The organism is Clostridium homopropionicum DSM 5847, assembly GCF_001263795.1.
Lineage (GTDB): Bacteria > Bacillota > Clostridia > Clostridiales > Clostridiaceae > Clostridium_H > Clostridium_H homopropionicum.
Genome location: NZ_LHUR01000020.1, coordinates 21,442 through 42,492 on the forward strand (window position 1 = coordinate 21,442; position 21,051 = coordinate 42,492).

Sequence of the window (21,051 nt, forward strand, 5' to 3'; positions counted from 1 at the left end):
ATTTAATGGCAAGGATAGCAAAAGTACCTGTTGTAATGCAGATGGAGGCTTTGGAGTGTGGAGCTGCTTCACTGTGTATGATTCTCGCCTATCACGGCAAGTGGATACCTTTAGAACAGGTTAGAGCTGACTGTGGTGTTTCTAGAGATGGAAGTAGTGCTAAAAATATTCTAAGAGCTGCTAGATCTTACGGACTTAAGGCCCAGGGCTTTAGAATGGAGCCTTCAACCCTTAAGGAGATAGAGCTGCCAGTAATTATTCATTGGAACTTTAATCATTTTTTAGTGTTAAACGGCTTTAAAAAAGGGAAAGCTGTTCTTAATGACCCAGCCAGAGGTAATGTAGAGGTTTCCATGGAGGAATTTGATAAGTCCTTCACTGGAGTAGTGCTTAGATTTGAAAAGACAGAGGAATTTGTTGCAGAAGGTAAACCGAAGAGTGTTTGGCAGTTTGCAAGAAAGAGGCTTAAGGGAACTCTAGTGCCATTCATGTTCGTTGTAATAACAGGAATACTTACTGCAGGGGTAGGCATAATTACACCAGCCTTTTCAAGAATATTCATAGATAATATACTTTCTGGAAAAAATCCTGACTGGCTTGGACCATTTATAATTTTCATATTAGGTACACTTTTATTTCAGTTTGTTGTGAGAGTTGTGGAAGCCGTATACTTGCTAAAAATACAGGGGATGCTTTCAGTATCAGCAAACGCCATGTTTATGTGGCATGTATTAAGATTACCTGTTGAATTTTTTTTACAACGTTATATTGGTGATGTTGCAGCAAGACAGTCTAGCAACGAAACAATTGCATATACTCTTATAGGTAAACTAGCACCAGTATTTTTGAACATTTGTATGTTGTTCTTTTACTTTATAATTATGCTGAATTATAGTCCCTTGCTCACAGCAGTAGGAATTGTTACTACATTTTTAAATATTGTAACTTTTAAATGGATTTCACAAAAGAGAGTTAATATGAGCAGAATACTTCAGAGAGATGCTGGAAAGCTTTCAGGTGTTACTGTTTCGGGTATCGAGATGATAGAAACTATTAAAGCAAGCGGTGCTGAAAATGGATTTTTTGAACGTTGGGCAGGCTATCAGGCAAAACAAAATAATGCTCAAGTAAATTTTACAAAAACAAATCAATATTTAGGAGCCATACCTTCACTGCTTCAGCAGCTTGCAAATATCGCAATACTTATGATAGGTGTTTATCTTATACTGGATGGTAAATTTACAATAGGAACACTTATGGCTTTTCAAGGTTTTCTTTCAGCATTTTTAAAGCCAGTAAATGAACTTATTGAAGTGGGACAATCCTTTCAAGAAATGCGGTCATCCATGGAAAGAGTTGAAGATGTTATGAATTACAAGCCTGATGTAGAGATTGAAGATTTTCAAGATGAAAAAGAGAAGGATAAGAGTTACGAGAAACTTAATGGGAACATCACTATAAAAAATATTACTTTTGGGTATAATCGACTTAGTCTACCTCTTATAGAAAATTTCAGCATGAACCTTAAACCCGGCTCACGTGTTGCCTTTGTAGGGGGATCAGGAAGCGGAAAGTCTACACTTGCTAAGCTCATATCAGGATTATACAAGCCTTGGTCTGGTGATATTTTACTTGATGGAGATTCCATAGATAAAGTAAATAGAAGTGTTTTAACAGGTTCTTTAGCAGTGGTTGATCAAGAAGTTATACTCTTTGAGGATACCATTCTAAACAATTTAACATTATGGGATACCTCTATTGAACAAACAACAATAGTTGCGGCATCAAAGGATGCTCAGATACATGAGGATATCATGCAGCGTGAGGGTGGTTATGAACATATAATTAAAGAGGGTGGCAAAAACTTCTCCGGAGGGCAGAGACAGCGTTTTGAAATAGCAAGAGCTTTGGCACAGGAGCCGACAATAATTATATTGGATGAAGCCACTTCAGCATTAGATGCAAAAACAGAGCTTGATATAATGAATGCCATAAAGGCAAGGGGTATTACATGTATAATTGTTGCTCACAGACTATCAACCATTAGAGACAGTGATGAAATAATAGTATTAGATAAGGGCAAGGTAGCTGAGAGAGGCACCCATGAAGATCTAATGAAGCTAGACGGTGTATATACTAGACTTATAACTACAGAATAGGGGGTGTAGGAATGTCAGATGGCTTTAATCAACAGTTGAAAGACAGAATGAAAAATGATAATTTTTCCATGAAGGAGGCTTTTTATAATTTTTCATCCATAGTTAAGGGGGAAAGAAAAGGACCAAAATTTAAAGATACAATAGGAAATAAATCAGGAAGTGCCATTGAACAAGTTTTGACCAATTTAGGAGTTAAGATTCCTTCACTTCCCAAGGGCATTACGGATTTAAACGAACAGCTTGAATATATGCTAAGGGCATCTGGAGTTATGAGAAGAAGGGTAGAACTTAAGGGAAGTTGGTGGAAGGATGGAGGAGGCCCACTGCTTGGAAGTACTACTAAGGGTGAGGTTATTGCAATACTACCTGGACTTTTACAGGGATATATATATTATGACCCTGATACGGGAAATAAGATTCCAATGAATAAAAAAACTGCTAAGAATATAAGTATTGATGCTTTCTGCTTTTATAAACCTTTTCCGGCAAGAAAACTAACTATTAGGGATTTATTGTTATATATAGCTAAATGTATTACTTATGCAGATATAGCAATGGTTATAGTTGCAAGCTTATTAGTAAGCCTTCTTGGTATGTTTACTCCATATATGAATAAACAGATATTTGATTCTGTTATTCCTTCAGGAACAAAGGAAGATATAGTTCCAGTTGGAGGACTTTTAGTAGGAGCTGCCATAGGAACTCTGCTTTTTGGTATTACTAGAAGCATAATATTAAATCGGTTTAGAGATAAAATAAATACAACTGTACAAGGAGCAACAATGGCAAGGATATTCTCTCTTCCTGCTACGTTTTTCAAGGAATATTCATCAGGAGAGTTGTCTAGCAGGTCAATGAGTATAAATCATATTTGCAGCATGTTATCGGATACTGTTTTAACCTCTGGACTATCTGCTATTTTTTCAATTGTATATATATTTCAAATGGTTAGATATGCTCCAAGTCTTGTGAAGCCAGGCTTGATTATAATACTGTCTATGTTGATATTTACAATATTAACAGTTTTACTTCAGCAGAAAATAACAAAGAAGAAAACTATAGTTAGTGCAAAAATAAGTGGATTAGTTTACGGGCTTTTTAGCGGCATACAGAAATTCAAGCTTGCCGGTGCAGAAAAAAGAGCTTTTTCAAAATGGGCAGATGCATACAAAGAGGAGGGAAGACTCACATACTCTCCACCTCTGTTTTTAAAACTTAGTACACCAATATCAGCTGCTATGACACTTGGAGGAGGACTCATCATTTACTATTTTGCAGGAAAGTCTCAGGTATCTCCTTCTGATTATATAGCGTTTAATACAGCTTATGGTTCTGTAAGTAGTGCAATAATGCAGCTTTCAGGAATAGTTACAACACTTGCAAATATTAAACCTCATCTTGATATGGTAAAGCCTATACTTAATGCAGTTCCAGAAATAGATGAAAATAAAAAGGTTGTAACTCAGCTTAGTGGGGAAATTGAACTTAATAACATAACCTTCCGTTATGTAGAGAATGGACCTGCTATTTTAGATAATGTAAGCTTTAAAGTTAAGAAGGGAGAATATGTAGCCTTAGTAGGTAAGACAGGTTGTGGTAAGTCAACGCTTATGAGGCTTATGCTCGGTTTTGAAAAGCCTGAAGCAGGGGCTATTTACTATGATGGGAACGATCTTGAAAGCCTTGATGTACCTTCTGTAAGAAAGAATATTGGTGTAGTGCTTCAAAACGGAAAGCTTTTTTCAGGAGATATTTTTTCAAACATAATTATAACAGCTCCATGGCTTAAGCTTGAGGATGCATGGAAGGCAGCACGTTTGGCAGGACTTGATAATGATATAAAGGCAATGCCTATGGGAATGCACACTATGATTTCTGAGGGGAGCGGAGGAATATCAGGGGGACAGAAGCAGCGAATAATGATTGCAAGAGCAATTGTATCAAAGCCAAATATACTCTTCTTTGATGAAGCTACCTCTGCTCTTGATAATATAACTCAAAAGATTGTTTCAGAATCAGTTTCTACATTAAATTGTACACGAATAGTTATAGCACACAGACTTTCAACAATAAAAATGTGTGACAGAATTCTAGTACTTGATAAAGGGAAAATCGTTGAAGAGGGCAATTTTGAAGAGTTAATGGCTAAGGAGGGGCTTTTTTATGAATTTGCAAGTAGACAAATGGCATAGGAAAATAATTAAAAGAGATATATCAAATAAAAGATGGTTTTCATTGCTTTTATGTATATTGTTAACTTTGGGGATTTATGGATGTAGAAGTACCCAAAAGAGCAATGAAAAGGAAATTAATATTGCGGTACTAGGAGATAGTGCATGGTTAACCTCAGACAAAACCTTTTTAAATGGAGTTCAGCTTGCACTAGAGGAAGTAAACAGTAAGTATGGTGCTCAAGGCTTCACTATAAAGACAAAACTTGTTGATGATAAGGATGTATATGAAAATGGCGTTGAAGAGGCCATAAAGTTGGCTAAAGACAGTAAAGTTACTGCAATTCTTAACACTCAAAATTTTGATGTGTCTAAGACAACTGCCGATATCTTATCTGAAAGTAAAAAGATAGTTTTATTTCCTTATGGGGCATATGACAGTATATTTTTAAAGTCTAATCCTTATTTATTTTGCACTGTTCCTGCTTTTTCTGATTTGGGAAAGGTAATGGCAGATTATGCAGTTAATAAGGGGTACAAGCGAATAGCCATATATTATAATGGAAAGCAGTCTCAGGAGGAGCTTGTAACAGCTTTAGAACTTCAACTTTCTAATAAAGGTTCAAAGGTTATGGACTATGTGCCAGCAATTACTTCAGAAAGTGAATTTGATTTAATATACAGCAGATGGAAGACTATAGGTGTTGACTGTGTTGTTATTTCTCAGTACGGAGCTGATAGAGCTTTTGAAATACTAAAAATGCTTAGAAGCAGGGATAGCAATATAGCAGTTATGGGTGAACCGATTTTCAATGGAGCAAAGGCACTTAAAGATAATATTTCAATTGCTGAGGGAATGGTTGTACCATCTACAGTAGATATAGAAAATTCTAAAGGCTATAATGAATTTATGCAAAAGTACAAGGCTAGATTCAAGGAAGATGGTGATATTTGGGCAATTCAGGGCTATGATATGGTGAAACTAATAGTCGATAAAGCTGCAGAACTTGGTACAAATGATCCAGTTAAGATAGCAAATTCTATGCATGATAAAAAGGGCTATGATGGTACAGTGAGAAAGATATCCTTTGAAAGCGGAGGAGCCATGATTTTAGATACTAACAAACTTCCAATGCTTAAGTGTGTAAATGGACAATTTGTAGCTATTAATTGATAAATTAAAAATACCTTATTTAAAATAAATGAAAATGGACATTACTTTGATGTCCAATTTTCATAACTTAAAAACATCGGTAGTTAAAGCAAAAGGAGAAGAAAGATGAAAAAGTATTTTAAGGTAATAATAATTTTTATTTTATTATGCTTAATACCGGTAAGCTATAGTTTATTAAATTATGATGAGGCATCTAATAATAAAGAAATAAAGTATACAATGTATGTAGGGCTTAATGACAAGGATACTTACAAACAGATAATTTCTACAGGTGATGCTGAAAAAAAAGTTGAGGAGATAATACTAAAATATCTAGATGGCTTTACAAGGATTTATGGAAGAGGAGCTTATATGGATGAAAGGAAAAACATTACCAGAGAAAATAGCCTCATATATATCTTTTATTCTGCTGATGATGAAGATGTAAAATCAATAATGAACGAGATAATAAAAGAACTTAACCAAAATTCTGTACTCATTGAGAAGGAGAAAGTTCAATATGAATTTTATGAGGAGGTTAAGCAATGACGAGAATTGAGTCTAATATTGTATTATTTTCAATAACACTTTGCTGGGCATCTTCTTATATTTTTATTAAGAATATACCTGAATCATTGTCAACCTTTGCCTATATTACACTTACAACTGGAATTGCATCTATAATTATGCTAATAGTATTTTTTAAAAGAATAAAGGAAATGGATAAGAAAACATTATTAAGAAGCTTTATACTGGCTGCAATAATCTGCCTAAACCTTGTTTTTGAGAGAATGGGAATATCCAGAATACCTGCCTCAACAGCTAGTTTCATAGCTTCTCTTAATATTGTATTTGTTCCTCTGCTTATGCTTTTATTTAGGAAAAAGCTTAATGCTAACAACCTTTTAGGTATGGTATTTATACTAACAGGACTTTTTTTTACCAGCGGAATAAAATCTGGGCAGGAAATTAATTCGGGGGTTCTTATAATGACTGCTGCTTGTTTTGTAATGGCAATTTATATTGTGGTAGTAGACAACTTTACAAAGAAAAGCGATCCACTTCTTCTTGGAATAGGACAGATGATTTTTACATCTGTAATTGGTTTTATGCTTTGGGCAATTGAAGAACCAAAAACCTTCCTAACAGTAAATTATACAAATGAAATACTGGCTAATATTTTTCTCCTAGCTTTTTTTGCTAAGGCCTATGCCTATATTATGCTTATGTATTCACAAAAATATGCTTCACCTATAACAGTAACTATCATTGCTTCAACGGAGCCAGTAGTGACCATGGTGCTTGCACTGCTTATACCAAGCACCTTTGGGAAAACAGAGCTATTTACATTTTCAAATGCAGTAGGTGCCTTATTTATAGTTTCAGGAGCTATATTTGCTGGAACAAACTTTCTAAGTAAAAAGAAGGATTTGCACAATAATGCGTTGGAGGGTTAAAGATGAGAGAAATATTATCACCCTTTAAGACAAGGGAGAAGTTTAAGCAAGTAATTATATGTATCCTGATATTTTTGGGGATGGCTGTGCCCTTTAAGGTTATGGTTTTAATTCCTGGACTTACTGAGGTTCGACCTGTGAATGCAGTGCCTGTTGTTGTAGGACTATTGCTGGGACCAGCAGGAGCATGGGGCTGTGCATTTGGGAATTTGATTGCAGATGTCTTTGGAACCTTTTCTAATGCATCTATTCTTGGCTTTTTTGGCAACTTCACTGCAGCATATGTTCCATATAAGCTTTGGCATCTTATATCAGGTGGAACGGAGCCAAATGTAAAGAGTGGAATAAACTTAATAAAATACATTATTATATCTTTTATTTCAGCACTTTCAACAGCAATAATTTTAGCTTGTGGATTAGATATATTTTTTAGAAAATGGATTCCTGGATTATTCTGGATAATACTCTTTAATGATTTTTGCTTTCCATTATTCTTGGGACTTCCTGTATTTATAATTATTATTTCAGATGACATTAATTTTAAAATTACTATGCCAGAAGAAATATCTATTGATAAAGATATTGATAAGGATAACAAAAGATACTTATATCTAAAGTATTTTTTACCTACATTAATGTTAACAAGCGAACTAATAATATTGATAATGATAGTTATAGGAAAACAGATGTCTTCCTATATACCTATGTATATAACAGGTGCAGTATTTATTATTGCGCTTCTTAGCTTTATAGTATTTAGGTATGAAAATAAGTTATTAGTTAAAAAAAGTAGTAATTGATTGTATTATCTTATTATATTAATAATAGATGGACAGGTCATAAAATTTTTTATAAGTTAAACAAGTAGAAAGTGAGAATAATATTCTTACTTTTTTTATTTTAGGTATTGTTTTATTGAGAATAGTGATTTAACATATTATTAATAAAGTGTCGAATTTAATAATAAATTATCAATAATAACGCATTATAATAATAAATTGTTAAAAATTAACCTATTAAGTAATATTAAAACAAAAGAGGTGGTTTTTAAATGGTGGTTAGTTGCAAAGAGATATTAAACCTTCCAGAGCTAAGTAAAGTTAAAGTTGTTGGAGGTAAAGATGGATTAAATAGAATTATATCTTGGGTTCATATTGTGGAGCTACCTAATGTAGGAGAATGGTCCTCAGCTGGGGATTTGGTATTTTTAACAGGGGTTGGACTTAAGAGTTATAAAGAAGATCTTGTAGATATAATTAGACAAGCTAGTGAAAAAAATTTATCTGGTATAGTAGTTGGAGTTGGGCCGTATATTAATAAAATTCCAAAAGAAGCTATAGAAATTGCTGACATCTTAAATGTTCCGTTACTTCAAGTTCCTTTTGAAGTTAAAGTAACATTTATAACTCAAAGTATAATAAAAATGATATTTAATAATCAAATTAAGCTGAAATCTATGAACGACCTTATGGAGGAAGTAATTTTTGGAACTTATAAAGAAGATATGATTGATAGAGCAACCTTTTATGGATATAAACCTAAAGAGGAATATGTAGCTATTGTGATAGATATTGATAAATTTTCAGAGTTTATTAAAAAAGAAAATATAAAAGATGAGTATATAATTTTAAAAATGAAAACTAATATACAAAATATTATTAATTCTATTTTTAGAAAATATGATAAAAATATCCTGTATGTAAATAAAAGTGATTCGTTTAATATAATGTCACCAGTAAAAACTATGGAAGAAATTTTAAAAATAGCTGAAGAGATAAAACTTGAAATTAAAAATAAAGTAAAAGGCTTAACTGTAAGTATAGGCATAGGAAGTATGTGCAAGGAATTAAGAAAATTTAAAAACAGTGTATATGAAGCTAATAAAGCTTTAACAATCTTAAAGGCTTGTAATAGAGAAGATACTATAAGGAGTTATAGTGAACTCGGAATTTACAGACTTTTTTTTAAAGTAGATGATATAGACGAACTAAATAAGATTTACATGGAGAATTTAGGCAAGCTGTTAGAGTATGATAATAAAAATGGCACAGATTTATTGGATACCTTGGAAATATATCTTACTGAAGATAGGAATCTAAGAAAAACTTCTGAAGAACTATATATTCACAGAAATACTCTAAAATACAGAATTTCAAGGATAGAAGAAATATTAGAGCTAAGCCTAGAAGGAGTAAATGAATGTTTTAATTTAAGGTTGGCTTTTAAAATAAGAAGATTTATAAAGATGCTACAGTGAACAAATAAAGATCTAAATAATTGTATGAAGTGGACATATGAATTCTGATGACAATATGATAAATTATATACAAGATTATTAATAAATTAATAATAATATATGCAGTTATTTATTAATTTGTTAATAAATATAATTTACCATAGTAGGTGAAACATATGTCCATTTACTTTTTTAGATTTCCTAGAGCATAATATATAGTTTAAACTGCAGAAGGAAACATAACAATATTCATTACAATTTTAGAGAAAGGGAAGGAAATAATAAAGGGGGAGTTAATATGAAAAACAAAAAGTTAATCGCTATAGTTACTGCTATTATGATGGCTGGTGCAGTTTTCACAGGATGCGGTAAAAATTCTAGCAGTGAAAAAACAATTAAGATTGGGGTACTCTATTCAACTACGGGTGCGTTCTCAATTTCAGAAAAACCAATGGTCAATGCAGCTAAAATGGCCATAGATGAAATTAATGCCAAGGGTGGTATTAAGGGAAAGATGATCGAGCCTATTTATTCAGATTATAACTCAGATCCAGCAAAAGCTAGTGAAAAAATTAAGAAATTAATATTAGAAGATGAAGTAGTTGCAACAGTAGGTACTAACTCTTCAGCCACAAGACTTGCTGTTATACCGGTAGTTCAAAATAATAATTCGGTTTTAGTTTATAACACTTTTTATGAAGGTGAAAAACCATCACCAAACGTAATTTACACAAATACAGTTCCAAGTCAACAAATAAGTGCATTCATTCCTTGGATTACTAAAAACTTAGGTAAAAAAGTATTTTTCGTAGGATCAGATTATGTATTCCCTAAGAAGAGCATAGCTTTTGCTAAAAACCTATTAGAGGCATCAGGTGGACAAATTGTCGGTGAAGAGTATTTACCATTAGGACATACAGAGTTTTCTTCTTTAATAAATAAAATTAAACAAGCAAAACCAGATGTAGTATTCTCAGCAATTGCTGGAGATAGTGTAGTACCATTTTATAAACAATATAAGCAATATGGTATTTCATCTTCTGATATTCCAATTTGTTCAATTGCAACTCATGAAGGTTCAGTTAAAGGTATAGGTGTAGATGCAGCTGCAGGTCACTATAGTTCATTTGACTATTTTAATACAGTAGATACTAAAGAAAGCAAAGCATTTGTTGAAAAGTATAAATCTACCTTTAATGATAATACAACTGTAACAAATCAAGTAGAAGGTGCATACCACGGTGTTTACTTATTAGCAGCAGCACTTGAAAAGGCTGATAAGCTAGATACAGAATCTATAATAAAAGCTTTTTCAGGATTAGAAATTGATACTCCACAAGGAAAAATTAAAATGGACAAAGAGAACCATCATGCTTGGTTAAATTCATATATAGGAAAAGTTAATTCAAAGGGTACATTTGACATTATATATCATGCAGACGGATTAGTAGAACCAGTAATTCAATAAGTTTTAAGAAGTTAAATATTTATAGTGTAATGTTAAAATTCTAAATAGATTTTTGACTTGCACTATAAATTTTAAAAAATTAAAGGAGGAAGACTTATGGACATATTTACATCACAGTTAATAAATGGGTTAAGTGTTTCGTCAACATTATTTATATCAGCCATAGGATTAGTAATTATATTTGGACTGTTAGATGTAGTTAACATGGCCCATGGTGAATTTATAATGATTGGTGCTTATTTTGCATATTTCACATCAACAGTTTTAAAGCTTCCTTTTGCAGTCTCAATAATAGCATCTTTTATATTCACAGCTATTTTAGGAATAATAATAGAAACCCTATTGATAAAAAGATTGTATGGTAAGGTTCCAGAAACACTTTTAGCAACATTTGCACTCTCATATATTTTTCAACAAATCATTAAAATGATATTTGGACCAGAAGATAAATTTGTAGGGAATCCATTAGAAGGAAGTTTAAAGTTCGGTGATGTAGTAATTCCCTACTATAATATATTTTTAGTTGCAATAGCAGTAATAATATTACTTGTAACTTTAGCTTTATTTTTTAAGACCACATTTGGAATGCAAATTAGAGCAATTACTAGAAATAGAAGTATGTCTCAATGTTTAGGACTTAATACAGCTCGTATCGATACTTTGACTTTTGCTTATGGATCTGGACTTGCAGGAGTGGCAGGAGCTTTGCTTGCACCAGTTAAAAGTGTAATGCCATCAATGGGTATTGGATATCAGGTAGATGGATTTTTAACAGTAACTTTAGGTGGCCTAAATTCTATAATAGGAGCATTTACAAGTTCCTTTGTAATAAGTGAGTCTGTAACATTAATGTCAGGATATATAAGTGAAATTACAGCTAAGATACTAGTATTTATGCTAATTATAATATTAATTAGATTTAAACCAGAAGGCTTATTTGCTTTAAAAGAAAGGAGATGATGGAATGTTAATGGAGAAGTTTAAAAATATTGGGGCAAAAAAATATATTGATATAGTGTTATTTTTAATACTATTTTTAGTTCCATTTTTCACATCCAACTTTAAGACAGAATTAGTTGGAAGATTCATAGTTTATATGATATTTGCTATTTCATTAGATATTCTATGGGGAAGTGCTGGGCTGATGAATTTAGGACATGCTATATTCTTCGGTATTGGAGGATATATAATGGCAATTTCTCTCGCATCTCAAGAGGGTGTACCAGTATTTATGCAGTCTTTTGGATTAACTAGGTTACCTGGAGTATTAAGAATTTTAGAAAGCCCCATTATTGCCTTTTTTATGGGATTAATAGTACCAATGATAGTTGCCTTATTATTAGGATATTTTATTTTTACTAGCAAAGTAAAAGGAGTATTCTTTAATATTATTACATTAGCTTTTGCAGCTTTGTTTGAATTATTTGTGAATAATCAACAAAAGTATACTGGAGGAGCAAACGGTATTAGTGGGATTACAAATATAAAGATAGGCGGAGAGCCTTTGTCTATAACTCAACTATATTACTTAGTATTTGGGATTTTAATTTTAGTATACTTGTTCTGTATTTGGTTAACGAAAAGTAGGTTTGGGTTAATAATTAAATCTGTAAGAGAAAATGAGGCAAGATTGCAGTTTTTAGGTTTTAATCCAGCTGCATTTAAAATGGTTATATTTGCGATTTCAGGAATGATTGCAGGACTCGCAGGAATGTTATATATACCTATGAATTCATTTATATCTCCAGATAAGGTAGGTGTCATGTTGTCTACCTCTGTACTTGTATGGCTAGCAGTTGGAGGAAAAGGAAATATAACAGGTGCCATGGTAGGGGCGCTAATAATAAACATATTGGAAAGTTCATTATCAGATAGTTTTGGAGAACTATGGCAATTAGTACTTGGAGTAATTATGTTAGTGGTAGTTGTATTTTTCCCTAAAGGAATTATAGGAACTCTAATTGATTTTGATATAAAGTTAAAGGCTAGAAAAAATGTATTAAAGGCAGGTGAAGGTTATGGAATTTTTAGAACTACAAGATTTAACCGTTAGCTTTAATGGATTTTTAGCAGTTGACAAAGTTAATTTGAAAATAAGAAAAGGGGAAACTCGTGTTGTTATTGGCCCTAATGGTGCTGGTAAAACAACAATTATTGATATGATTACAGGTAAAACTAAACCAACCTCAGGGAAGATAATAATAGATGGTATAGATATTACAGGGAAAGATCCTGAGGTAATAGCTAGTAAACACAAAGTGGGTAGAAAATTTCAAGGACCAAATGTATTTGACTATATGACCGTGGAAGAGAATATTGAAGTAGCCTTAGCTGGTAATAGTACTGTAGCTAAAACCTTTTTATATAAAAAAACAAAGAAGATACAAGAGGAAATTGAATCGATTTTAAAAGATATAAATCTTTTTGAAAAGAGAGATATGTTAACAACATCTTTGTCACATGGTGAAAGACAGTGGCTTGAAATAGGTATGGTAATAGCTCAAAACCCTCAAATTATTACTCTTGATGAACCAACTGCAGGAATGACTGCAGACGAAACCTATAAAACTGGTGAGTTAATTAAGACTTTAATGAAGGATCAAACAGTTATAGTTGTTGAGCATGATATAGATTTTGTTAAACAAATTGCTGAGAATGTAACGGTATTACATCAAGGCAAGTTACTTGCAGAAGGGACATATGAAGAGGTAACTAAGAATCCAGAGGTTATTAAAGTATATTTGAAGAATGATGAGGAGGCGGATGAGGCATGCTGATGGTGAAAGATGTATCCGTAAATTACGGGGAAAGTAGAGTAGTACACGATGTCTCATTTAATGTTCTCCCAACAGAAAAGATGGTTATTTTAGGGCGAAATGGTGTTGGAAAAACAACATTATTAAAGAGTATGGTGGGCTTATTGCCAATGCAAAAAGGTTCAATAGAACTGAACCACAATAATTTAACAAAATTAAAAACCTATGAACGATCATGTAATGGACTTGCTTATGTTCCTCAAGGAAGAGAGATTATTCCTAATTTAACAGTAAAGGAAAATTTAGAGCTAGGGGCCCTTGCACACACTAAAGAGATTAAAGAGAGAATGGAAGAAATATTTGATTACTTTCCTATTTTACCAGAGCACTTAAATAGGAAAGGAGGAGTTTTATCAGGTGGACAACAACAACAATTAGCCCTAGCAAGAGCATTAATGAGTAAGCCTAAAGCATTAATATTAGATGAGCCTACTGAAGGAATTCAGCCTAATGTTGTAGATGAAATAGCAAATATTTTAATAAGGCTTCATAAAAAAATGTGTATACCAATGATTATTGTAGAGCAAAACTTGAAGTTTGCTAAAAAGCTCTCAGACACATTTATGGTAATGCAAAAGGGTACAGTTGTAGCTAGTGGAAAGACAAGTCAATTAACAGATGACATAATTGAAAAATACCTGACAATTTAATTTGTTAAAGGAAAGTTATATGTTTTTATGCAGAATAAGAGGAAAGGCCCACAGCAAATATTTAAATATTATGCTGAAAGGCTTTTTTCATTTTTGTCTTAAATAACTTTTATGTTAGAGTGAACAAATATCAATATAAATAATTGTGCCAAATGGACATATGAAACTATATGATAATATGATAAATTATATACAATATATTTGATAAATTAATAATATATACTATAATTATTTGATAATTTATCAATGAATATAATTAAACATAAGAAGGTGAAACATATGTCTATTTTCGTTTTTAAAGCTCCAAATAAAATAATTTATGGGCTAGGAAGCATAAAGAATGTTGGAGAGGAAACGGCTAAGTATGGTAAAAAAGCTTTAATAGTAACAGGGAGAAGTTCTACAAAAAAAAGCGGTGCCTTAGATAAGGTTTTAAATAGCTTAAAGGAAAACAAGGTAGAAACAATTGTATTTGATCAGGTTGAATCGGATCCAAGTGTAGATACAGTTGAAGCTGGAACAAAGGTAGCTAAAGAGCAAGCGATAGATGTAATTATAGCTTTAGGAGGAGGAAGTCCTCTTGATGCAGCAAAAGCTATAAGCATAATGCTTACAAATCCAGGAAAGCTTATTGATTATGAAAATAAAGCCCCTGAAATTGAGGGAATTCCTGTAATAGCTGTACCAACTACAGCAGGTACAGGCAGTGAAGTAACCAGGTTTTCAGTAATAACTGATACAAAAAGGAAGATAAAAATGCTATTAGCAGGGGATACTTTAATTCCTAAAGTAGCAATTTTAGATGCAGAGCTGACTATTACTATGCCTAAAGATGTAACTGCTGCTACTGGAATGGATGCACTTACCCATGCAATTGAGGCATACATATCTAAAGTCTCTCAGCCAGCTTCAAATTTGTATGCTCTTTCAGCTATAAAAATAATAAGCTCAAATATTATAAAAGCAGTTAATAATGGAGATAACCTTGAAGCTAGAGAAAATATGTTATTTGGGCAGATGCAAGCAGGACTTGCTTTTAGCAATGCTTCTGTAGCATTAGTGCATGCTATGTCAAGGCCACTTGGTGCATTCTTTAAGATACCTCATGGAATGGCAAATGCAATACTTCTTCCAAAGGTGATGGAATATAATAGAGCATCTGTGCCAGAGAAGTTTAAAGATATAGCAGAAGCTATGGGAGAAAATACAAGTAATTTATCTCTAAGAGAAGCAAGTAAGTTAGCAGTTAAAGCTATTAAGAATATATATGATGAAACGGGTTTACCTAAAACCTTAGGAGAAGTTGGCGTCACGGAGGATAGTATTGAAACTTTGGCAAAGGATGCTTTTAAGAGTGGAAGCACCTTATTAAATCCTACAAAAGCTTCAATTCACGATATTATCAAAATTTATAAAGATATATATTAAAACACTTGTATAGATTTTAAGTACATTAAAGAGGGGGAAGAAATAATGAAAGCTTATTCTTTAACAGAGGAAAACATAAAAGATTATGATAAAAAATACAATTTACATTCTTGGTCTAGCCAAGGGAATTTAAATCCATTAGTAGTTACAAAGGCAGAAGGTATATATTTTTGGGATTTTCAAGGAAATAAATATTTCGATATGTCTTCTCAATTAGTAAATTCTAATATTGGACATGGAAACAAGAAAGTAATTGAGGCAATTAAACAGCAAGCGGATAGATTAACTTATACAGCTCCAAGTTACGCAGTGGATGTAAGGTCAGAGCTTGCTAAAAGAATAATAGAGTTAGCACCTGATAATATGGGAAAAGTATTTTTTACCTTAGGAGGTGCAGATGCTAATGAAAATGCCATTAAGATGGCTAGGATGTATACTGGAAGGCAAAAGATTTTTTCAAGATATCGTTCTTATCATGGTTCAACCATGGGAGCTGGGAACTTAACTGGTGAGCCAAGAAGATATGCTAGTGAACCAGGGATTCCGGGCTTTATCAAGTTCTTTGATCCTTACATATATAGAGCTGGAATTGAGTTTGAAAGTGAAGAAGCAGCTTCTAAGTTCTATGTAGACAAGCTAAGAGAGCAAGTTATTTATGAAGGACCAGAAAATGTAGCTGCAATAGTTATGGAAAGTATAACAGGAAGTAATGGAGTAATTATTCCACCTAAGGGATATATGAAAGGTGTTAGGGCAATTTGTGATGAGTTTGGAATAATTATGATTTGTGATGAAGTTATGGCTGGCTTTGGCAGAACAGGAGAATACTTTGCTATAAATAATTTTGGAGTAAAGCCAGATATTATATCCTTTGCAAAAGGTATTACCTGTGGTTACATTCCACTAGGAGGAGTCATTGTTGATAAGAAGATTGCTGATTATTTTGATGATAAAACTCTTATGTGCGGTTTAACCTATAGTGGTCACCCAATGGCATGTGCAGCAGGTTGTGCAACCTTAGATGTTTACGAAGAAGAAGGTCTTCTAGAAAATGCAAAAGCTATGGGAAAGATTTTGGGTGAAGAACTAGAAAAATTAAAAGCTAAGCATCCATCTGTAGGAGATGTAAGATATATTGGGTTATTTTCAGCTATAGAACTTGTAAAAGATAAAGAAACAAGAGAACCATTGGTATCATATGGAAAAGATCCAGGTAAAGTGATGGGTACAATAATAGGTTTACTTAAAAATAAAGGCTTTTCAACTTATTCACATGAAAACATGATAATTGTAGCTCCACCACTTATCATAAAGGAAGAAGAGCTAAAGGAAGCTTTAGGAATTATGGATGAAGTATTAGATTATGTAGATAAATTAATTGCATAGATCAAAACTTTAAGGAAAGAAGATGATTATATTGGTTGAGAATATTGAAAACATTGAAAAGATAGTTAAATATATAAAACCGAAAATGATTGAATTTGCAAGAAAATTAATACAATGCCCTTCCTTATCAGGAGAAGAAAAGGATGTAGCAGATATTTATATGGCCGAAATGAAGGAACTTGGATATGACGAAGTTTTTAGGGATGAGTGGGGCAATGTAATTGGAATAGTAAATGGTACAGAACCAGGACCTACAATCATGTACAACGCCCATTTAGATCATGTTGATCCAGGGGATTATAGTGAGTGGGAAGGCTATGATCCCTATGGAGCAGCTATTGATATAGTGGAAATGGAGAATCAAGACAGAACAGGCCTTGAAATGGCAGAGGTTATTCACGGAAGAGCCGCAGCAGATGTCAAAGGAGGGGGAGCCTGCCAAGTATATTCAGGGTTTATACTTTTAAAGCTTAGAGATATGGGATATAAGATGAAGGGTAAATTCATGTTCACAGGAGTAGTTCTTGAGGAACCAGCTGAACAGCTAGGAATGATAAAGCTTATTGACGAGACCTTACCTAGTCGTGGAATAGACTACGATGGAGTTGTATCCTGTGAAGCCACAAGTCTTAAATTATATTTAGGACATAGGGGAAGAGTTGAACTTAAAGTAACTATTTCAGGAGTTACCTCTCATGGAAGTGCTCCTTGGCTTGGAATAAATGCAGTAAATAAAGCCACTAAATTTATTGATAAAGTAGAAAAATATCTTGCAGAAAATTATTCAGAGGATAGGGATTTAGGCAAATCAAGTATCGCTCTTACAATAATAAACTGTACGCCAGGAGCCTTATGCATTGTGCCAGATAGATGCAATATAACTTATGATAGGAGATTTGTTCCTGGGGAAACAGCAGAAAGTTGCCTCTTAGAAATTCAAAATATTATAGATGAAATTTCAAAGGAAGACAAAGACTTTAGAGCTACAGTAGAAATTGCCGCAGTACCTAGAATCTCATATACAGGAAAAACAGCTACAATTCCTAATGTAAAAGAGGCTTGGAAAATAGATAAGGAGCATGAATTTGTAAAAGCAGCAGCTAAAGCTATAGATAAATCAGGACAACCTGTTAAATATGGTTATTGGGATTTTGGTACAGACCTTTCAGTTATTTGTGGAAGAGATAAAAAGCCAGCTATAGGATATTCACCAATGCAGGAGTTTTACTGCCATAGGCCTGTAGACAAAGTTAGAACAGACTATATGGAAAAAGCCGTTCTTGGTAATACTTGCATTTACTTAGAATTAAGCAAATTGCCAAAAGAAGCTTTTAAACTTTAATAATTGAAAGAAGGTTTTATTATGAAGAATATTTTTGAAGAATTAAAAGAGATAAAGGAAGAATTTAAAACACAAGTTATTGAATTTGCTCAAAAGCTAATTCAAACTCCAAGTATAAGCGGAACTGAAAAGGAAATTGCAGATATTTACTTAAGCGAAATGGAAAAACTAGGTTATGATGAAGTATTTAGAGATGATATGGGTAACGTAGTTGGAATAATCAATGGAACTGAGGAAGGACCTGCAATAATGTATAACTCTCATATGGATCATGTTAGCCCAGGAGATGTGAATAATTGGGAAGGTTATGATCCTTATGGCGGAAAAATCGATATATGCTTAGTGGACAATCAAGATAAAACGGTTAAAGAGTTAGCAGAATGCATACATGGAAGGGCTGCTTCAGATGTTAAAGGAGGAGCAGCAGCTCAAATATATGCAGGGGCTGCACTTGTAAAGCTTAGAGAAAAAGGCTTTAAGTTTAAAGGAAGATTTATATTTACAGGTGTTGTTCAAGAGGAACCGGCTGAAATGGTAGGAATGCTTCATTTAGTGGATAAGACTTTTAAAGAAAAAGGTATAACCTATGATGCAATGGTTTCTTCAGAAGCCTCTTCCTTAAAGCTGTACTGTGGACATAGAGGAAGGGTAGAGTTTTTAGCCACAGTTTATGGAAGAACCTCTCATGGAAGTGCTCCTTGGCTTGGAATAAATGCTATATATAAATCTATTCCTCTTATTAATAAAATTAAGGATGAACTTTATCCTTCTCTTCAAAAAGACAATGAATTAGGACAAGCATCTATTTCCTTAAATATAATCGAATGTTCTCCAGGAGCTTTATCAATAGTACCTGACAAGTGTATGCTTTCCATTGATAGACGTACAATTCCAGGGGAAAATGCAGAAATTGCAAAGGAACAAATTGAAAAAATTATTAAGGAGCTTTCAGAGAAAGATCCAGAGTTTAAAGCAGATATAAAGGTTAAGAGTGCTCTTGAAAAATCATATACAGGAATAGAGTACAAGGTTCCGAAGGATATGGCTCCATGGAAAATAGGTGTTGAACATTCATTTGTAAAGGCAGCAGCAGAAGCATTGGAGACAGTAGGTCAGCCTGTAAAATACGGCTACTGGGATTTTGGAACAGATGCTAGTAAGACAGCTGGAATAGATAGAAAGCCAAGTATAGGATATTCTCCTATGCAAGAGCAATATGCACATACACCTTATGATAAAGTCAGAACAGATTATATAGTTAAAGCAGTAGAAGGAAATGCTGCCATATTCCTTAAGGTGGTAGAGGGAAATGATAAAACCTTTGAATTATTAGAATGGTAAAAGCTAAGAGGTAGGTAAATTTTGGGAGGTAATTATATGGATTTAATAATTAAGAACGGTACGATAATTTCTCCAGTGGCAACATATAGAGCTGATATTGCGGTAACTGACGGAAAAATAACTGCCATTGGTAGAAATTTTCCGGAAGAAGGAGCTATTGTAATAGATGCTGGAAATAAATTAGTTTTACCGGGAGCTATTGATGCTCATACTCACTTGGCAATGCCCTTTGGAGGTACTATATCAGCAGATAGCTATATGTCAGGAACAAGAGCTGCGGCATGTGGTGGTGTAACAACAGTTTTTGACTATCCCTTACAGAAAAAAGGTATGAAAATTCTTGATTTAATTAATGATAAAAAAGCCATCTGCGAAAAAGAGGCCTGCATAGATTATGCATTTCACTGCTGCATCACAGATTTAAACGGTGGTGAAATATTAGATGAGATGGAAAAAGCAGTAGAGGAAGGTATTACTAGCTTCAAATGTTTTTTCGTTTATAAAAAAGAAGGCATGATGGTGGATGATGGTACTTTTGCAAAACTATTAATAAAGGCAAAAGAAATTGGAGCAATGATTAATATTCATGCTGAAAATCCAGATTTAATCGATTTGAACATTGAAAAATTTATGAAAGAAGGAAAGACCTCTCCTTGGTATCACTATTTAAGTCGTCCGGAATTTGTAGAAGCAGAGGCAGATAAAAGAGCTGTACACTGGGCGAAAAACCTTCAATCACCTCTTTATATAGTACACATGGCAGATAAGGAAGGTTTGGAAGCCGCAATAGATGCAAAAAAAGAAGGTCATGAAATTTATATAGAAACTTGCCCTCAATATTTGGAGTTTACCTGTGATGTGTATAAACGAGAAGATGGCAGAAATTTTGTATGTTCCCCACCTATGAAGGGACAAGAAAGTCAAGATGCTTTATGGAATGCAATTAAAACTGGCGGGATTGATACTATAGCTACAGATCACTGTCCATTCCAAAGCTATGAAAAGGATTGGGGAAAAGATGATTTTACAAAGATACCAAATGGCTGTGCAGGTATCGAAAACATGTATCCATACATGTTGTCAGCAGCTAATGAAGGAAAGATTACTTTTAATAAAGTTGTAGAGCTTTGTTGTACTAATTCAGCAAAAATCTTTGGTTGTACAGAAAAAGGATCTCTAACTGTTGGTAAGGATGCAGACATTGTAATTTATGATCCTAATAAGGAGTTTACAATTTCCGTAGATAACATGCACTCAGATTATGATCATACTATTTGGGAAGGAAAGAAGTTATCTGGCTACCCTGTTATGACCTTTTCAAGAGGCAAATTAGTGTATAAAGATGGAAAATTCCTTGGTGAACCAGGCTGGGGAAAGTTCGTAAAACGAGTTGGGAGAAATTAAAAATAACCCAAAATTAAATATATAGTCAGGAGGATGCGGC

17 protein-coding genes are annotated in these 21,051 nt (G+C 33.3%); all 17 read left to right on the forward strand.

All coding sequences use genetic code 11. From position 1 onward, the window contains the following. The first annotated feature begins 5 nt into the window (after positions 1-5). The 17 genes from CLHOM_RS07435 to hydA all read left to right on the forward strand — a co-directional run bounded on the left by CLHOM_RS07435 (position 6) and on the right by hydA (position 21,011). Positions 6-2,159, forward strand: a complete 2,154-nt coding sequence (locus tag CLHOM_RS07435; RefSeq protein WP_052221070.1) for an NHLP family bacteriocin export ABC transporter peptidase/permease/ATPase subunit — start codon at positions 6-8, stop codon at positions 2,157-2,159. An 11-nt stretch (positions 2,160-2,170) separates the two neighbouring features. Then, the gene (locus CLHOM_RS07440) at positions 2,171-4,351 is read left to right on the forward strand and encodes an NHLP bacteriocin export ABC transporter permease/ATPase subunit (protein WP_052221071.1); all 2,181 of its coding nucleotides are present in this window, start codon (positions 2,171-2,173) and stop codon (positions 4,349-4,351) included. After that, complete coding sequence (locus tag CLHOM_RS07445; RefSeq protein WP_052221072.1) at positions 4,323-5,504, forward strand: ABC transporter substrate-binding protein; 1,182 nt, start codon at positions 4,323-4,325, stop codon at positions 5,502-5,504. Before CLHOM_RS07440 ends, CLHOM_RS07445 begins: the two co-directional genes overlap by 29 nt. A gap of 105 nt (positions 5,505-5,609) precedes the next feature. Continuing rightward, entirely contained in the window at positions 5,610-6,032 is a 423-nt protein-coding gene (locus CLHOM_RS07450; protein ID WP_052221073.1) for a DUF3574 domain-containing protein, read from the forward strand. After that, positions 6,029-6,940, forward strand: a complete 912-nt coding sequence (locus CLHOM_RS07455) for a DMT family transporter (RefSeq protein ID WP_052221074.1) — start codon at positions 6,029-6,031, stop codon at positions 6,938-6,940. Before CLHOM_RS07450 ends, CLHOM_RS07455 begins: the two co-directional genes overlap by 4 nt. A gap of 2 nt (positions 6,941-6,942) precedes the next feature. After that, the gene (locus CLHOM_RS07460) at positions 6,943-7,740 is read left to right on the forward strand and encodes a QueT transporter family protein (RefSeq protein ID WP_052221075.1); all 798 of its coding nucleotides are present in this window, start codon (positions 6,943-6,945) and stop codon (positions 7,738-7,740) included. Between the two features lie 251 nt (positions 7,741-7,991). Next, on the forward strand, positions 7,992-9,197 hold the full coding sequence (locus CLHOM_RS07465) for a PucR family transcriptional regulator (protein WP_052221076.1): 1,206 nt from the start codon (positions 7,992-7,994) through the stop codon (positions 9,195-9,197). Positions 9,198-9,474: 277 nt separating this feature from the next. Continuing rightward, complete coding sequence (locus CLHOM_RS07470) at positions 9,475-10,644, forward strand: transporter substrate-binding domain-containing protein (RefSeq protein WP_052221077.1); 1,170 nt, start codon at positions 9,475-9,477, stop codon at positions 10,642-10,644. 96 nt (positions 10,645-10,740) lie between these two features. Further along, positions 10,741-11,604: an urea ABC transporter permease subunit UrtB gene (urtB, locus tag CLHOM_RS07475; RefSeq protein ID WP_052221078.1), complete on the forward strand. Its 864-nt coding sequence runs from the start codon at positions 10,741-10,743 to the stop codon at positions 11,602-11,604. A gap of 4 nt (positions 11,605-11,608) precedes the next feature. Beyond that, positions 11,609-12,697, forward strand: coding sequence for an urea ABC transporter permease subunit UrtC (urtC, locus tag CLHOM_RS07480; protein ID WP_052221079.1), 1,089 nt, complete (start codon positions 11,609-11,611; stop codon positions 12,695-12,697). Further along, the gene (gene urtD, locus CLHOM_RS07485) at positions 12,663-13,421 is read left to right on the forward strand and encodes an urea ABC transporter ATP-binding protein UrtD (protein ID WP_052221080.1); all 759 of its coding nucleotides are present in this window, start codon (positions 12,663-12,665) and stop codon (positions 13,419-13,421) included. Before urtC ends, urtD begins: the two co-directional genes overlap by 35 nt. Next, on the forward strand, positions 13,415-14,110 hold the full coding sequence (gene urtE / locus CLHOM_RS07490; protein ID WP_052221081.1) for an urea ABC transporter ATP-binding subunit UrtE: 696 nt from the start codon (positions 13,415-13,417) through the stop codon (positions 14,108-14,110). Before urtD ends, urtE begins: the two co-directional genes overlap by 7 nt. A gap of 279 nt (positions 14,111-14,389) precedes the next feature. Further along, positions 14,390-15,538 (forward strand): iron-containing alcohol dehydrogenase family protein, encoded by a 1,149-nt coding sequence (locus CLHOM_RS07495; protein WP_052221082.1) that lies wholly within the window; start codon positions 14,390-14,392, stop codon positions 15,536-15,538. Between the two features lie 45 nt (positions 15,539-15,583). Further along, the gene (locus CLHOM_RS07500; protein WP_052221083.1) at positions 15,584-16,924 is read left to right on the forward strand and encodes an aminotransferase class III-fold pyridoxal phosphate-dependent enzyme; all 1,341 of its coding nucleotides are present in this window, start codon (positions 15,584-15,586) and stop codon (positions 16,922-16,924) included. A 22-nt stretch (positions 16,925-16,946) separates the two neighbouring features. Then, positions 16,947-18,266 (forward strand): M20/M25/M40 family metallo-hydrolase, encoded by a 1,320-nt coding sequence (locus CLHOM_RS07505; RefSeq protein WP_052221084.1) that lies wholly within the window; start codon positions 16,947-16,949, stop codon positions 18,264-18,266. A 21-nt stretch (positions 18,267-18,287) separates the two neighbouring features. Further along, positions 18,288-19,607, forward strand: a complete 1,320-nt coding sequence (locus CLHOM_RS07510) for a M20/M25/M40 family metallo-hydrolase (protein ID WP_052221085.1) — start codon at positions 18,288-18,290, stop codon at positions 19,605-19,607. A 36-nt stretch (positions 19,608-19,643) separates the two neighbouring features. Beyond that, positions 19,644-21,011, forward strand: coding sequence for a dihydropyrimidinase (gene hydA / locus CLHOM_RS07515; protein WP_052221086.1), 1,368 nt, complete (start codon positions 19,644-19,646; stop codon positions 21,009-21,011). Positions 21,012-21,051 lie beyond the last annotated feature (40 nt).

Bases quoted from the DNA above. Each gene is read 5' to 3' on its own strand.
- CLHOM_RS07450 (WP_052221073.1), top strand. From the start codon at position 5,610: ATGAAAAAGTATTTTAAGGTAATAATAATTTTTATTTTATTATGCTTA.
- CLHOM_RS07510 (WP_052221085.1), top strand. From the start codon at position 18,288: ATGAAGAATATTTTTGAAGAATTAAAAGAGATAAAGGAAGAATTTAAA.
- CLHOM_RS07500 (WP_052221083.1), top strand. From the start codon at position 15,584: ATGAAAGCTTATTCTTTAACAGAGGAAAACATAAAAGATTATGATAAA.
- urtC (WP_052221079.1), top strand. From the start codon at position 11,609: ATGTTAATGGAGAAGTTTAAAAATATTGGGGCAAAAAAATATATTGAT.
- CLHOM_RS07460 (WP_052221075.1), top strand. From the start codon at position 6,943: ATGAGAGAAATATTATCACCCTTTAAGACAAGGGAGAAGTTTAAGCAA.
- CLHOM_RS07470 (WP_052221077.1), top strand. From the start codon at position 9,475: ATGAAAAACAAAAAGTTAATCGCTATAGTTACTGCTATTATGATGGCT.
- CLHOM_RS07465 (WP_052221076.1), top strand. From the start codon at position 7,992: ATGGTGGTTAGTTGCAAAGAGATATTAAACCTTCCAGAGCTAAGTAAA.
- urtB (WP_052221078.1), top strand. From the start codon at position 10,741: ATGGACATATTTACATCACAGTTAATAAATGGGTTAAGTGTTTCGTCA.
- hydA (WP_052221086.1), top strand. From the start codon at position 19,644: ATGGATTTAATAATTAAGAACGGTACGATAATTTCTCCAGTGGCAACA.
- CLHOM_RS07440 (WP_052221071.1), top strand. From the start codon at position 2,171: ATGTCAGATGGCTTTAATCAACAGTTGAAAGACAGAATGAAAAATGAT.
- CLHOM_RS07445 (WP_052221072.1), top strand. From the start codon at position 4,323: ATGAATTTGCAAGTAGACAAATGGCATAGGAAAATAATTAAAAGAGAT.
- CLHOM_RS07435 (WP_052221070.1), top strand. From the start codon at position 6: ATGGCAAGGATAGCAAAAGTACCTGTTGTAATGCAGATGGAGGCTTTG.
- urtD (WP_052221080.1), top strand. From the start codon at position 12,663: ATGGAATTTTTAGAACTACAAGATTTAACCGTTAGCTTTAATGGATTT.
- urtE (WP_052221081.1), top strand. From the start codon at position 13,415: ATGCTGATGGTGAAAGATGTATCCGTAAATTACGGGGAAAGTAGAGTA.
- CLHOM_RS07455 (WP_052221074.1), top strand. From the start codon at position 6,029: ATGACGAGAATTGAGTCTAATATTGTATTATTTTCAATAACACTTTGC.
- CLHOM_RS07505 (WP_052221084.1), top strand. From the start codon at position 16,947: ATGATTATATTGGTTGAGAATATTGAAAACATTGAAAAGATAGTTAAA.
- CLHOM_RS07495 (WP_052221082.1), top strand. From the start codon at position 14,390: ATGTCTATTTTCGTTTTTAAAGCTCCAAATAAAATAATTTATGGGCTA.